Origin of the sequence: Burkholderia semiarida (assembly GCF_029268935.1) — a bacterium.
In the GTDB taxonomy this organism is placed as follows: Bacteria; Pseudomonadota; Gammaproteobacteria; order Burkholderiales; family Burkholderiaceae; genus Burkholderia; species Burkholderia semiarida.
In genome coordinates this window covers 1491748-1505683 of the sequence record NZ_JAHLCL010000007.1, presented here as the reverse complement: position 1 = coordinate 1505683, position 13936 = coordinate 1491748, and the positions used below count along the sequence as shown (strand labels likewise).

Here is a 13936-nt window from a genome sequence, read left to right as displayed (position 1 = left end):
CACGAGGCGGCATTGTAACCGAAATGCCGCCTCGTTCATTCGTTCAGTCGTCGCGCAGGAACAATTCCTGCAGGTCGTTGAGGAAACGCTGGCCGAGCGGCGTCGGCGCGATTTGCGTGAAATCGCGCGTGATCAGTCCGCGCCGTTCCGCTTCCTTCAATGCCGGCTCGATCGTGCTCATCGGCAGGCCCGTGCGTTCCGCGAAGCTGTGCACGGGGAAGCCCTCGACGAGCCGCAGCGTGTTCAGCATGAATTCGAACGGCAGGTCGCGCGCGCCGACCTCACGCTCTTCCTGCACGGCCGTGCCGGCCTTCGCCTGTTCGATGAAGGTCGCCGGATGCTTGTAGCGCGCCTGCCGCAGGATCCGGTTCGGGAACGACAGTTTCGTGTGGGCACCCGCGCCGATCCCGAGATAGTCGCCGAAGCGCCAGTAGTTCAGGTTGTGCTTGCACTGATGATTCGGCTTCGCGTACGCGGACACTTCGTAGCGCCCGTAGCCGGCTTCGGCCGTGCGCGCATGGATCCATTCCTGCATGTCGGCCGACGCGTCGTCGTCGGGCACGACGGGCGGGAATTTCGCGAACAGCGTATTCGGCTCGAGCGTCAGGTGATACAGCGACAGGTGCGGCGGCGCGAACGACAGCGCCGTCTCGATGTCGGCGCGGCATTCGTCGAGCGTCTGGTTCGGCAGCGCGAACATCAGGTCGAGGTTGAAGTTGTCGAAGTTCTTCGCGGCGATCTCGACGGCCGCGCGTGCCTGCGCGGTGTCGTGAATCCGGCCGAGCGCCTTCAGGTGCGCCTCGTTGAAGCTCTGGATGCCGACCGACAGGCGGTTCACGCCGCTTGCGCGGAACTGCGCGAACTTCGCGGCTTCGAACGTGCCCGGATTCGCTTCCAGCGTGATCTCGGCATCGGCGTCGAGCGGCAGCAGCGCGCGCACGTCGGACAGCATCCGGTCGAGGCCGGCCGCCGACAGCAGGCTCGGCGTGCCGCCGCCGATGAACACGGTATGCACCTGCCGGCCCCACACGAGCGGCAGCGCCTGCTCGAGGTCGGCGCGCAACGCGTCGAGATACTCGGCTTCCGGAAACCGTTCGCCTTTCCATTCGTGCGAATTGAAGTCGCAGTACGGGCACTTGCGCACGCACCACGGGAAATGCACGTACAGCGCGAGCGGCGGCAGCGACGTGAGGCGTACTTGGCCGGGCGACGTGAAGGTCGCGACGACGCGTGCGCCGGTTTCCGCGGCCTGGCTCATGCGGCCTCCCGCTGCGGATGCGTGATGAAGACGATCATGCGGGTTCCTCTGCGAGCCGCGCGAGCAGCGCCTTCAGCGCGAGCGCGCGATGGCTGTGCGTGTTCTTGACGGCCGGCTCGAGTTCGGCTGCCGTCGCGCCGAGCGACGGCAGGTAGAAATACGGGTCGTAGCCGAATCCGTGCCCGCCGCGCGGCGTATCGACGATCTCGCCGGCCCAGCGGCCTTCGGCGAACAGCGGCTCGGGATCGTCCGCGTGACGCACGAGCGCGAGCACACAGCAATAGTATGCGCGCCGGTCGTCGACGCCGCGCAGTTGCTCGACCAGGTACGCATTGTTCGCCGCATCGCCCTTGTCGCGGCCCGCACGCTGCGCGTAGCGCGCCGAATAGACGCCTGGTGCGCCGCGCAGCGCGCGCACGCACAGGCCGGAATCGTCGGCGATCGCCGGCAGCCCGGTGAGCCGCGACGCGTGGCGCGCCTTCGTCAGCGCATTCTCGATGAACGTGCCAAACGGCTCTTCCGCCTCGGGCACGGCCAGGTCGCCCTGCGGCATGATCTCGATGCCGACCGTGGAAAACAGCGCGGTGAATTCGCGCAGCTTGCCGGCGTTGTTCGACGCGAGCACGATGCGCGACAGCGGCGCGAGGGTGCGGTCGTCACGCATGGTTCGTGCCCAGGACAGCTTTCTGCAACTGCACGAGCTCGGCGATCCCGCCTTGCGCGAGGTCGAGCAGCGCATTCATCTCGGCGCGCGAAAACGGCACGCCTTCGGCCGTGCCCTGGACTTCGACGAAGCCGCCCGCGCCCGTCATCACGACGTTCATGTCGGTGTCGCAGCGCGAATCTTCCGCGTAGTCGAGGTCGAGCACCGGCGCGCCTTCGTACACGCCGACCGAGATCGCGGCGACGTGGTCGGTGATCGGCGAGCGCGCGAGTTTGCCGGCCGCGATCAGCGTCGACACGGCATCGTGCGCGGCGACGAACGCGCCGGTGATGCTGGCCGTACGCGTGCCGCCGTCGGCCTGGATCACGTCGCAGTCGATGTGGATCGTGCGCGGGCCGAGCGCCTCGAGATCGAACACCGCGCGCAGCGCGCGGCCGATCAGGCGCTGAATTTCCTGCGTGCGGCCCGTCTGCTTGCCGCGCGCGGCTTCACGGTCGCTGCGCGTGTGCGTCGCGCGCGGCAGCATCCCGTATTCGGCGGTCAGCCAGCCTTGCCTGCGCTCGCGCAGGAATTCGGGCACGCGCTCGGCGACGCTTGCGGTGCACAGCACCTTGGTGTCGCCGAATTCGACCAGCACGGAGCCTTCGGCGTGTTTCGTGTAGTGGCGCGTGAGGGCGACCTTGCGCAGTTCGTCGGCGCGGCGGCCGCTCGGGCGGGAAACGGAAGACGTCATGGGGAAATCGCGGAAGGAGAGGAAACCCCGATTTTAGCGCCGAACGCCGCGCGCGCCCGGCGGGGTGTCCCGCAAAAATGGGATAATGCGCGCTTGCCGCCCCGCGCTTTCCGATGCGCCGGGCGCCTCGACATATCCCCCGCCCGCGAGGGCACCAGACGGCGAGACGAACCATGATCTACAGCATGACGGGCTACGCGAGCGCGACGCGCGAACTCGCGACGGCCACCGGCAACGGCGGCACCAGCGTGTCGGTCGAACTGCGCACCGTGAACTCGCGCTTCCTCGATCTCAATTTCCGGATGCCGGACGACGTGCGCGCGTGCGAATCCGCGCTGCGCGAAATGCTGATGAACAAGCTGTCGCGCGGCAAGGTCGACGTGCGTATCAACCTGCAGCGCGGCGAGCAGAGCATCGGCGCGGGCGCGCTGAACCAGTCGGCGCTCGGCCAGCTTGCCGAACTCGAACGCGCGGTGCTCGATTCGTTCCCGGGCGTCGGCCGCCTGCGCGCGGGCGAGATCCTGCGCTGGCCCGGCGTGCTCGCCGAGAGCGGCGTGTCGGCCGAGGCGATCCGCGATGCGGTGCTCGCCTGCGGGAAGGAAGCGATCGGCGAGCTCGTCGTCGTGCGTTCGCGCGAAGGCGCGCAACTGGCGGCAATGCTGCTGTCGAACGTCACCGAGATGGAGGCGATCGTCGCGCGCATCACGCCGCTCGTGCCGGAGCTGATCGCGAAGCATCAGCAGAAGATCGTCGAGCGGCTGCAGGAAGCGCTCGGCATCGCGGCGCCCGAAGGCGGCTCGACGGTCGTCACGCGCGAGGAAGCCGCGGAGCGCATCCGTCAGGAAGTGACGATGTACGGGATCCGGATCGACATCGCGGAAGAGCTGTCGCGGCTCACCGCGCACCTGAACGAAACGCGTCACGTGATCGAGAAGGGCGGCCGCGTCGGCAAGCGTCTCGACTTCATGATGCAGGAACTGAATCGCGAAGCGAACACGCTCGGCTCGAAGGCGGCGGCGAAGGAACTCGCCGACGCGTCGATGGCGCTGAAGCTGCTGATCGAGCAGATGCGCGAGCAAGTGCAAAACCTGGAGTAAAAGAGATGAAACGACCCCCACGCTCACTATGTTTGCTGCCCTCCGAGGGGGCGGCCCGGCGGAGGCTGTCATGACCGATTCCCATCGCGACGGCCACGCGTCGCATTCGCTGCACGGCGGCGTCTATCCCGGTAACCTGTTCATGGTCGTCGCGCCGTCGGGCGCCGGCAAGTCGACGCTCGTGAATGCGCTGCTGTCGAAGGACAGCGACATCTGCCTGTCGATCTCGTACACGACGCGCAAGCCGCGCCCCGGCGAGCAGGACGGCCAGCACTACCACTTCACGACCGTCGAGGATTTCCGCGCGCGTCACGCGGCGCACGAATTCCTCGAGAGCGCGGAAGTGCACGGCAACTACTACGGCACGTCGCGCGTCTGGATCGAGGAGCAGATGCAGAACGGCCACGACGTGCTGCTCGAAATCGACTGGCAAGGCGCGTTGCAGGTGAAGAAGCAGTTCCGCAACGCGGTCGGCATCTTCATCCTGCCGCCGTCGCTCGACGCGCTCGAGGAGCGCCTGAAGAAGCGCGGCCAGGACGAGCCGAACGTGATCACGCGACGCCTGCTGGCGGCCGGCAGCGAGATCGCGCACGCGTCGGAAGCGGAATACGTGGTGATCAACGAGAATTTCGAGCGTGCGCTCGCGGAACTCGAATGCATCGTCGCGGCGACGCGCCTGCGTTTTGCTTCGCAGTACGCGCGACACACGGAGCTGTTCATCGAGCTCGGCATCCATCTGCCCCACGCGGAATGACGCGGGGCACGAGGGACATAAGGTAGAATAAGGACTATATTCAGAAGGAATCACCAACATGGCTCGCATTACCGTCGAAGACTGCCTGAAGCAAATCCCGAATCGCTTCGAACTGGCGCTCGCCGCCACCTATCGCGCGCGGCAGCTCGCGCAAGGCCATACGCCGAAAATCGAAAGCCGCGACAAGCCGACCGTCGTCGCGCTGCGCGAAATCGCTGCCGGCCAGGTCGGCGTCGAGATGCTGAAGAAGGTGCCGGTGTAACGCGCATCCGGCCCGTTCCAGCCATGTAGTCCACGCGCGCAACGACTCGACCTGGAGGCGAATATGAGCACCACCCCATCGTCCGCCTCCGCGGATCCGACCACCGAAGCCACGGCTCAGTCGCCTGCGCGCCAGTACATCGACGCGGTCCTCGAACAATCCTTCCGGCATCTGTTCGGGCCGACCGCCACCCCGGAGCAGCCGCGCAAGCACGGCGTCGTTTCGATCGCGAAACTGACGGCCGCGCTTGCCGAGTATCTCGCTCCGGACGAAATCAAAGAGGTCAAGGCGGCGTTCCACTTCAGCGACGAAGCCCACCTCGGTCAATATCGCCAGAGCGGCGAACCCTACATCACCCATCCCGTCGCCGTCGCGGAAATCTGCGCCGGCTGGAAGCTCGACGCGCAGGCCGTGATGGCCGCGTTGCTGCACGACGTGATGGAAGACCAGGGCGTGACCAAGAACGAGCTGGCCGAGCGGTTCGGCCCGAAGGTCGCCGAACTGGTCGACGGCCTGTCGAAGCTCGACAAGATGGAATTCCGCAGCCGCGAGGAAGCGCAGGCGGAAAACTTCCGCAAGATGCTGCTCGCGATGGCGCGCGACGTGCGCGTCATTCTCGTGAAGCTCGCCGATCGCCTGCACAACATGCGCACGCTCGGCGCGGTACCGATGGAAAAGCGCCGCCGCGTCGCGCGCGAAACGCTCGACATCTACGCGCCGATCGCACACCGGCTCGGGTTGAACAACACGTATCGCGAGCTGCAGGACATGAGCTTCGCGAACTTCAACCCGCATCGCTACGCGACGCTCGAGAAGGCCGTGAAGGCCGCGCGCGGCAATCGCCGCGAAGTGATCAGCAAGATCCTCGAGGCCGCGCAGCGTGCGATGGCCGACGCGAAGATCGACGCCGAGATCACCGGCCGCGAGAAGACCATCTACAGCGTCTATCGCAAGATGCGCGACAAGCAGTTGTCGTTCTCGCAGGTGCTCGACGTGTACGGCTTTCGCGTCGTCGTCGACAGCCCGCTCGACTGCTACACGTGCATCGGCGCGCTGCACGCGCTGTACAAGCCCGTGCCCGGCAAGTTCAAGGATTACATCGCGATCCCGAAGATCAACGGCTATCAGTCGCTGCACACGACGCTCGTCGGCCCGTTCGGCGCGCCGATCGAGTTCCAGGTGCGCACGCGCAAGATGCACGAGATCGCCGAGGCGGGCGTCGCCGCGCACTGGCTGTACAAGAACGGCAGCGCCGATCTCAGCGACGTGCAGAAGCGCGCGCACCAGTGGCTGAAGTCGCTGCTCGACATCCAGAGCGAAGCGGGCGATTCGAGCGAATTCCTCGAGCACGTGAAGATCGACCTGTTCCCCGACGCGGTCTACGTGTTCACGCCGAAGTCGAAGATCATGGCGCTGCCGCGCGGTGCGACGGCGCTCGATTTCGCGTATTCGATCCACAGCGATCTCGGCAACCAGTGCGTGGCCGTGAAGATCAACAACGAGCTGCTGCCGCTGCGCACCGAGCTGAAGAGCGGCGACATCGTCGAAGTGATCACCGCGCCGTATTCGAAGCCGAATCCCGCGTGGCTCGGCTTCGTGCGTACCGGCAAGGCGCGCTCGGCGATCCGCCACTACCTGAAGACGATGCGCCTGAACGAGTCCGTGCAGCTGGGCGAGCGGCTCGTCGACCAGAGCCTGAAGGGCTATGGCCTCGCGCTGGCCGATGTCGAGCCGGAAGTGTGGGAGAAGCTCGTGCAGTGGACGGGCAACAAGAGCCGGCAGGAAATCTTCGCGGACATCGGCCTCGGCCGCCGCGTCGCCGCGGTGATGGCCAAGCGCATCGAGGTGCTGATGAGCGGCCGCGACGCGGACGACGATCTGCCGAAGTCCGAGCGGCATCCCGCGCATCATGCGCCGCCGGTCGTGATTACCGGCACCGAGGGGATGTCCGTGCAGTTGTCCGCATGCTGCCGGCCGATCCCGGGCGACGCGATCATGGGTTACATCGGCATCGGTCTGGGCATGGCGATTCATACGACGGATTGCCGTGTCGCGCAGCGCATCCATCGCCGCGATCCGGGCCGCTGGATCGACGTCGAATGGGCGCCGCAGCCGGGCCGCCTGTTCGATGTCGCGGTGAAGGCGCTCGTGAAGAACACGAAGGGCATCTTCGCGCGCGTCGCGGCGGACATCACGTCGGCCGACGCGAACATCGTCCATATCGCGATGGACGAGGATCTGACCCACGAATCGACGGTGCTGCGCTTCGTGATCCAGGTCAGCGACCGCGTGCATCTCGCGAACGTGATGCGGCGCGTGAGAACCAATCCGGACGTGATGCGGATCATGCGAGAGCGCTCGACCGACGACGGGGCGCATGCGCGCCACGACGGTGGCATGCGCATCGAGCGCGAGCGGCAGGATTACTGACATTCACGCGCCCCTTCGCGGGGGGAGTGCGGTGATCCACGGACGGCGGCCAATGGCCGCCGTTTTCGTTGCGGCGGGCGAAACTGCACGTGACGTTTGCCGAAGGCGTGCGAGGCGATGGTGCGGACGAGGGGAGGCGGGTGCAAAAAGAAAAAGGGCTTTCCCGGAGGAAAGCCCTTTTAAGGTGGCGCGGCTGGCAGGATTCGAACCCACGACCCCTTGGTTCGTAGCCAAGTACTCTATCCAACTGAGCTACAGCCGCACGCAAAACGGTACTGCTTCAACTGTCGGAACCTTCTGCGATGGGAAGGCCCCCAAATAAGTGGCGCGGCTGGCAGGATTCGAACCCACGACCCCTTGGTTCGTAGCCAAGTACTCTATCCAACTGAGCTACAGCCGCACGCAACAACACACTTCACTGCTTCGAACTGAAAGGGCCTTCGGTTCGGAAGGCCCTCGAAAAGGTGGCGCGGCTGGCAGGATTCGAACCCACGACCCCTTGGTTCGTAGCCAAGTACTCTATCCAACTGAGCTACAGCCGCACGCAGAAGCGGAAGTATAGCAGAGTCGTATAAAAAGGGAAGCCTTATTCGCGAATTTGGTGCGATGGCCTTGGCCGGGCGCCCTTCGTGTACCCTTGGAGGATCAGTCATTCACGTTGAATCCGCATCATGAACAAGGCGTTTGTCAAAGAGTCGGACGGTGACGACGACGATCTCGACCCGGCTCAACCCGCGATTCCGGCGGGCGCGAAGAACTACATCACGCCGGCCGGCCACAAGCGGCTGAGGGACGAGCTGCTGAACCTGATCGACGTCGAACGTCCCGAGGTCGTGCGGCTCGTGTCGTGGGCCGCCTCGAACGGCGACCGGTCGGAGAACGGCGATTACATCTACGGCAAGCGGCGGCTTCGCGAGATCGATCGCCGCATCCGCTTCCTGACGAAGCGGCTCGACCTCGCCGAGGTCGTCGACGCGAGCCGGCAGGAGAACGTCGACCAGGTTTTCTTCGGCGCGACGGTCGATTACGAGACGCCGGACGGCGAGGACCACACGGTGACGATCGTCGGCATCGACGAGGTCGATCTCGACCGCGGCTGCGTCAGCTGGATTTCGCCGGTCGCGCGTGCGCTGATCAAGGCGAAGATCGGCGATACCGTCACGCTGATGACGCCGGCCGGCCCTCAGCCGATCGACATACTCGACGTCCGGTATCCGGCGCGCGGCGACGCCTGAGCGTCGGCCGGCGCGACGCGGCAAAGCAAAAGCGCCCCGTCGGGGCGCTTCGTCTTTCCGCGTACGGCGATGTGCCGGTCGCTCAGAAGCGATGGCGCAAGCCGGCCGTGACCGCGATCTGCTTGTTGGTCGACGATGCGGCGCCCAGCCCGTTGATGTTGGCGCCGAGGTCGAGCCCGTCGCTGTTGACCTTCTGGAACTCGCCCTGCAGGTACACGTCGGTGCGCTTCGACAGCGCGTAGTCGGCTTGCAGGTTGAACTGGTGCCAGGTCGGCTTGTCGCCGGACAGGCGGCCCTGCGTATACGTGTAGGAGCCGGCGAGCGACAGGGCCGGCGTCAGCGCGTAGCGGCCGTTGACTTCGTAGTTGCTGAAGCGGCCGCTGTCGCCAAGGCCCGTGATGCCGCCCGTCACGCCCGATTGGCCGGCGCTGATCGCGCGCAGGCCGCTAAGGCGCGTCTGCGTGAACACGAAGCCGACCGTCGCGGGGCCGAACCCGTAATTCAGGCCGGCGCCCCAGGTACGCTGCACGCGCGACGCGAAGGTCCAGTCGCCGGTGACCGCACCCGGATCGGAGGCGGCCTGCGCGAGCGCGTTGACGTCGCTGTTCAACTGCAGGTAGGCCGCGGCGAAATTGAAGCCGAGGTAGCTGTACGACACGCCGCCGCTATACGCGCGGTTGTTCGCGAACGCCGACGAATTCGAGAACCCGTACAACGCACCGAACTTGAGGCCGCCGTAGTTGGCGCTCTGGTACTTGACCGAGTTGTTGATCCGGAACGAGTTGTTCAGGTTGTCGTTGTCGAACGGGTGGGCGAACTGGGTGCCGCCATACTGGGTACCGGTCAGCGACAGCGGCCCGAGATAGTCGACCACGCTGTCGTATTGACGGCCCAGCGTCAGCGAGCCGTAGGTGGTGTGCGCGAGGCCCACGAACGCCTGCCGGCCGAATTCGCGGCCGTTCTGCTTGAGCGTGCCGTTGTTGATGCCGAAACCGTTTTCCAGCGTGAAGATAGCTCTCAGGCCGCCGCCGAGATCCTCGGTGCCGCGCAAGCCCCATCGGCTGCCGTTGATCGAACCGCTCGTTTCCTGCCAGGCGCTGTGGCCATGCTGATTGTTCGTGTAGGTGATGCCTGCGTCGATCAGGCCGTACAGCGTCACGCTGCTTTGCGCATGGGCTGCGGTGACGAATACACCCGACAACGCGGCGACGATCAAGGTCTTTTTCATGGATCTGTCTCCAAACAGGATGTCGATCGAACCTGCGGCGGACTGGCCGTGTTCGCCTGACGCCGTAGTCGCTCCGGCGGCGCGGCCGTGCGATCGTCAGAAAGCCACCTTCAGTGTATGAAGGGCGTCGAGCGAGGGCGGCTGGCGCTTTAAGAAATAATGTATTTTGGAATCCGCAAAAATCGACGGGTGCGCGCGAACGCGTGTCCCGCAAGGATCTGCGGCGGTGCAGCGAAAGGAAGCAGCAATGGGAACGACGTAACGGGCGTTGCGCGGCCGCGACAGACAGTCAGCAGCGAGCGGGGGCTTCTATAGCGCGATTATTGACACATCGGCAATAGAGGTTTGTGCGGAGCATGGATAATGAAAGGTAGTTCTCTCGCTATACTGCGATCTCTGCTTTCCGAAGCAGACTTTTTCGTTGACGGAAAAGATCTCCAAACCTTTGTCGGCGCGACTTCCCAGTCGCGCTTTTTTTTGCCCCGCTGCGCGGTGCGCTACCGCGTGTACGAGCGGCGCTTGCGCTTGCCTGCAGGCGCGGCTTCTTCTGCTTCGATCGGCGGCGGCGTGTAGGTCCAGTCTTCCATCACGTAGTGACGGGCATCCAGAGGCGATGCGAGCAGGTTCTGCCAGTGATCGCCGTGCCACGTCATATCGAATTCGGCGTCGCACGGCGCTTCGCGCGCGGACTCGGCCAGGGCGCGGGACTTGCGACGTACGCGCCCGAGCCGGCTCGCGAAGCGCTTGATTCCGTCCAGCCACATGACCCTCTCCTTCCTTTCGGCGTTGCTTCAGGATCGCAATGTCTCCGCATTTCCGCAACCCGGAAAAAACCCGAGGATTTTACCGGGTCGATTTGTCCCCGGTAGAAATTTCGCTCCCGATGATTATCGAGGATCCGATCCCGGTAATGTTGACAGGTTTTTGATGCGAATCAATTAATCAAGGATGATGGTGTACCGATTCCAGCGGTATTAGCATCTTTTCGATAAAGCACACGTCAAAAATTTTCTTGACGCACCCGGATTGTCCAATTTATAAAGTCAGCACTCCGTCCTCGGGCGGCGCGCCGGTGCGGATGCCGGCGCAATGTTTCGGGATTTCGGGTAACGGCTATAAAAATAGCTTTTTTGATCTTATCGAGTGGGGAACGCAGACATGGATACCGGTATCGTGAAATGGTTTAACGATGCTAAAGGTTTTGGGTTTATTACGTCGGACAATGGCGGTGAAGATTTGTTTGCGCACTTTTCCGAAATCCGGATGGACGGCTTCAAGACGCTGAAGGAAAACCAGCGTGTTTCGTTCGACGTCAAAGTCGGGCCGAAAGGCAAGCAGGCAGCGAATATCCAGGCGGTCTGACGCGCCTCGCATTGCCGATCACGTCCGGCCCCCGCATCGCGGGGGCTTTTTGTTTTCCGGGGACGGAGCATGCCGGCTCGGGCTGGCCGCGAGTACGCATGCCGGTGCATACTCACGAAAGCACCGTTTCCCAGTCTTTTCATGTCCGATTCCCGTCCGCCCGATCCCGCCAGCGAACAGCCGCTAGTCTTCGTCGACCTTGAAACCACCGGCGGCTCGTCCGCCGACCATCGCATCACCGAAATCGGCGTGGTCGAAATCGGGCCGCTCGGCGTGTCGACGTGGACGAGCCTCGTCAATCCGGGGCAGGCGATTCCGCCGTTCATCCAGCAACTGACGGGCATCTCGGACGCGATGGTGCGCGATGCGCCGACGTTCGCGTCGCTCGCGCCGGCGCTGTTCGAGCGGCTCGACGGCAAGCTGTTCGTCGCGCACAACGCGAGCTTCGATCGCGGCTTCCTGCGCGCCGAATTCGAGCGAGCCGGGCTCGCCTTCAATCCCGATGTGCTCTGTACTGTAAGGCTGTCGCGCGCGCTGTTTCCGCGCGAATCGCGGCACGGGCTCGATGCGTTGATCGAGCGGCATGGGCTCGTGCCGGCCGCGCGCCACAGGGCGCTGGCCGATGCCGACCTCCTCTGGCAGTTCTGGCGCCAACTGCACGACATCGTGCCGCTCGAGCGGCTGCGCGACCAGATCGCGCGGACGACGCGCCACTTCCGTCTGGGCGGCGACCTGACCGAGGCGTGGCTGGATACCGCGCCGGCAGGGTGCGGCGCGTATGCGCTGTTCGGCGAGCGCGACGAAGCGCTGTATGTCGGCCGCAGCGTGCGCGTGCGGCAGCGGCTGCGCGCGCTGCTGACCGGCGAGCGCCGGTCGTCGAAGGAAATGCGGCTGGCGCAGCAGGTGCGGCGCGTCGAGTGGCGCGAGACCGGCAACGAGCTCGGGGCGATGCTTGCCGAAGCGCAATGGATCGCGCGGTTGCGTCCGTCGTACAACCGGCGCCCCGCAGCCGACGCCGCTCGCGCGGGCGGTGCGCCCTGGCCGTTCGACGGCGCCGTCGCGTTCGAGGCGAACGGCGAGCGCCGCCTGTTTCACGTGATCGACGGCTGGTGCTATCTCGGTTCGGCGGAATCGCTCGATGCGGCCGCGCGGCTCGTGGCCGACACGGCGGGCGGGGCGTTCGAACCCTTCACCCATCGCCTGCTGCAGACGCATCTCGCGCGCGGCTTGCAGATGATTCCGCTCGCGGCGCTCACGCCGGCCGATTGAGCGCGGCGGCCCGGGTCCGTCGCCTCGCCTGCGTCAGCCGATCGCGCTGGCCCCGCCGGCGGCGCACACGTGTGACAGCGCGGTATCGAGGGCCTGCGTCTGCCTCGAATCGTAACGCGTGAGCGTCTTCCAGTTCGCGATGCTGCGCGCGAGCCGCGCCTGGCAATCGGGCGCCTCGCGCAGCGGGGCGACCTGCGCGAGACCGGCGAGCATTTTCTGCGTCAGCCGGTCGAGTGCCGGCCGCGTGCTGGTCGCGAGGTCGGGCGGCGTGCCTTCCGGCGGCCGCGTCGTGCGCCAGGTCGCGAACAGTGCGTTCTGCACGTCCTTGCTCGCCGTGATCTGATCCTCGAAGAAGGTTCGGGCAAACGCGGGATCGACGCCGGCCTGGACGGCGCGTTTTTCGACCGCGGTGAGCAGCGCCGCTTCGCGCGGCTGGTCCTCGATGGCCTTGTGATTCGCCCATTTCCATCGCGCGACCGGTTCGGCGAGCGCGAGCCGCTGCGACGCGAGCGCGACGATGTTGGTGAGGGCGGTGTCGTCGCCGTCTGCACGGGCGGTATGCGGGGAGAAGAGGGCGACGCCGAGCGCGGCGACAGCGAGGCTGGCACGAATGGCTTGCTTCATCGGAACGATCGGGAGAGCCGGGCGGGCCGGACGTGGAAAACCAGAAGGATAGACGAAGACAGTCGCGCGGCGTAGCGTCGCGACAGCAGAATCAGCAGGCGAGCCGATCCGGCACCGTCAGGCTGTTGCGGCCCGGGTGCGAGGCGAATGGCGCGCGAGGCGCACGGATGAACCGCACGATAGCGATGATCGACACGTGGCGGTTACAGAACCGAACTGACGTTCACTTCGGCGAGTACAGCTTGTGCTGCTCGTCGAAGAATGCCCGAACGTGCTCGGGCAACTCGGCGAGGAATTCCACGCCGACGGGTTCCGGATCCGGGCTCATCACTTGCTCGGGTGGTGGCATGCGAGTTGGTCTTTCGTCCATGATCGTTTCTCCAGCAGGTTCAATGATTATCAACCTCGCGCTCGGATTTATGCCAGCGTCGAATCGTTAGATTTTGTCTCTGTTGTATTAACGGCACATGCGCTCCGACGCGCGGTGCGATGCCCGGTATGGCAACCGCGCGATCGGCAACGATCGGGCCGCTTGCTATACTTGCGCGCACTTTTTCCTGGACCGCGATGAGACGAACGACGCGATGGATCGGCCTCGTATGGCTGGCGCTGGTACTGAACGTACTGTCGCCCGTCGTCGGCTACGCGCGTCTTGCGTCGAACGGCTCCGGCACGCTCACGCTCGAGTTGTGCAGTGCAGCGGGCGCCCGTCAGGTCGTGCTCGCGCAAGCGGGCGACGACCGCGACACGTCGTCGTTCGACCACGCCGGCGTCCCGCATTGCGTGTACTGCCCCGGCTTCGCGGCGAACGTCGCGCTGGGCGCGAGCCTGCCCGCGATGCCGGGTTTCGTGCGCACGTTCGCGTATCGGGTGGCTGCGCCGCTCGTTCCCGACGTGCGCTGCAAGGGCATCCGTCTCGCGCAGCCGCGCGCCCCGCCTGAAAACGTTCCGGTCTGATTGATGTCGTCCGCGCGCCCTGGTGGCGTGCGAGCCGCCCGCGGCCCCGGCCCGCGCGTCGCG

15 protein-coding genes and 3 tRNA genes are annotated in these 13936 nt (G+C 65.4%); 8 read left to right on the top strand and 10 right to left on the bottom strand.

Translation table 11 applies throughout. The features are described from left to right. Positions 1-43 precede the first annotated feature (43 nt). Genes hemW through rph form a run of 3 tightly spaced genes read right to left on the bottom strand, consistent with a single transcriptional unit; the run spans position 44 to position 2655 of the window. Positions 44-1258 (bottom strand): radical SAM family heme chaperone HemW, encoded by a 1215-nt coding sequence (hemW, locus tag KPB06_RS19895; RefSeq protein ID WP_060313069.1) that lies wholly within the window; start codon positions 1256-1258, stop codon positions 44-46. Between the two features lie 34 nt (positions 1259-1292). Beyond that, positions 1293-1922, bottom strand: a complete 630-nt coding sequence (gene rdgB, locus KPB06_RS19890) for an RdgB/HAM1 family non-canonical purine NTP pyrophosphatase (RefSeq protein ID WP_060313074.1) — start codon at positions 1920-1922, stop codon at positions 1293-1295. Next, positions 1915-2655: a ribonuclease PH gene (gene rph, locus KPB06_RS19885; protein WP_275906239.1), complete on the bottom strand. Its 741-nt coding sequence runs from the start codon at positions 2653-2655 to the stop codon at positions 1915-1917. Before rph ends, rdgB begins: the two co-directional genes overlap by 8 nt. A gap of 173 nt (positions 2656-2828) precedes the next feature. Here rph and KPB06_RS19880 point away from each other — a divergent pair, with 173 nt between their 5' ends. From KPB06_RS19880 to KPB06_RS19865, 4 genes are all read left to right on the top strand, one after another. Next, a complete protein-coding gene (locus tag KPB06_RS19880; protein WP_059574103.1) occupies positions 2829-3752 on the top strand; it encodes a YicC/YloC family endoribonuclease in 924 nt (307 codons plus the stop codon). 70 nt (positions 3753-3822) lie between these two features. After that, a complete protein-coding gene (gene gmk, locus KPB06_RS19875) occupies positions 3823-4506 on the top strand; it encodes a guanylate kinase (RefSeq protein WP_059574102.1) in 684 nt (227 codons plus the stop codon). Between the two features lie 58 nt (positions 4507-4564). Beyond that, positions 4565-4768 (top strand): DNA-directed RNA polymerase subunit omega, encoded by a 204-nt coding sequence (gene rpoZ / locus KPB06_RS19870; protein WP_006025620.1) that lies wholly within the window; start codon positions 4565-4567, stop codon positions 4766-4768. A gap of 63 nt (positions 4769-4831) precedes the next feature. After that, positions 4832-7198, top strand: coding sequence for a RelA/SpoT family protein (locus KPB06_RS19865; RefSeq protein WP_027783823.1), 2367 nt, complete (start codon positions 4832-4834; stop codon positions 7196-7198). A gap of 185 nt (positions 7199-7383) precedes the next feature. Here KPB06_RS19865 and KPB06_RS19860 read toward each other — a convergent pair. From KPB06_RS19860 to KPB06_RS19850, 3 genes are all read right to left on the bottom strand, one after another. Further along, positions 7384-7460: transfer RNA gene (locus KPB06_RS19860), tRNA-Arg, on the bottom strand. Between the two features lie 61 nt (positions 7461-7521). Next, positions 7522-7598, bottom strand: a tRNA-Arg gene (locus tag KPB06_RS19855). A gap of 65 nt (positions 7599-7663) precedes the next feature. Beyond that, a tRNA-Arg gene (locus tag KPB06_RS19850) sits at positions 7664-7740 on the bottom strand. Between the two features lie 129 nt (positions 7741-7869). Between KPB06_RS19850 and greB the strand changes: the two genes are divergently transcribed. Further along, positions 7870-8433: a transcription elongation factor GreB gene (gene greB / locus KPB06_RS19845; protein ID WP_006486618.1), complete on the top strand. Its 564-nt coding sequence runs from the start codon at positions 7870-7872 to the stop codon at positions 8431-8433. An 82-nt stretch (positions 8434-8515) separates the two neighbouring features. Here the strand turns inward: greB and KPB06_RS19840 are convergent, their stop codons facing one another. Together KPB06_RS19840 and KPB06_RS19835 are read right to left on the bottom strand one after the other, a co-directional pair. Beyond that, positions 8516-9661: a porin gene (locus tag KPB06_RS19840; protein ID WP_059898421.1), complete on the bottom strand. Its 1146-nt coding sequence runs from the start codon at positions 9659-9661 to the stop codon at positions 8516-8518. Positions 9662-10158: 497 nt separating this feature from the next. Next, complete coding sequence (locus KPB06_RS19835) at positions 10159-10425, bottom strand: hypothetical protein (protein WP_059574101.1); 267 nt, start codon at positions 10423-10425, stop codon at positions 10159-10161. Between the two features lie 394 nt (positions 10426-10819). Between KPB06_RS19835 and KPB06_RS19830 the strand changes: the two genes are divergently transcribed. Then, entirely contained in the window at positions 10820-11023 is a 204-nt protein-coding gene (locus KPB06_RS19830) for a cold-shock protein (protein WP_006476615.1), read from the top strand. A gap of 141 nt (positions 11024-11164) precedes the next feature. After that, entirely contained in the window at positions 11165-12292 is a 1128-nt protein-coding gene (locus tag KPB06_RS19825) for an exonuclease domain-containing protein (RefSeq protein ID WP_099316169.1), read from the top strand. 33 nt (positions 12293-12325) lie between these two features. Here the strand turns inward: KPB06_RS19825 and KPB06_RS19820 are convergent, their stop codons facing one another. Together KPB06_RS19820 and KPB06_RS19815 are read right to left on the bottom strand one after the other, a co-directional pair. Then, positions 12326-12916 (bottom strand): chorismate mutase, encoded by a 591-nt coding sequence (locus tag KPB06_RS19820; protein ID WP_059574099.1) that lies wholly within the window; start codon positions 12914-12916, stop codon positions 12326-12328. A 223-nt stretch (positions 12917-13139) separates the two neighbouring features. Further along, positions 13140-13244 (bottom strand): chorismate mutase, encoded by a 105-nt coding sequence (locus tag KPB06_RS19815; RefSeq protein WP_162484450.1) that lies wholly within the window; start codon positions 13242-13244, stop codon positions 13140-13142. A 239-nt stretch (positions 13245-13483) separates the two neighbouring features. Here KPB06_RS19815 and KPB06_RS19810 point away from each other — a divergent pair, with 239 nt between their 5' ends. Then, positions 13484-13873 (top strand): DUF2946 domain-containing protein, encoded by a 390-nt coding sequence (locus KPB06_RS19810; protein ID WP_059574097.1) that lies wholly within the window; start codon positions 13484-13486, stop codon positions 13871-13873. Positions 13874-13936: the final 63 nt, after the last annotated feature.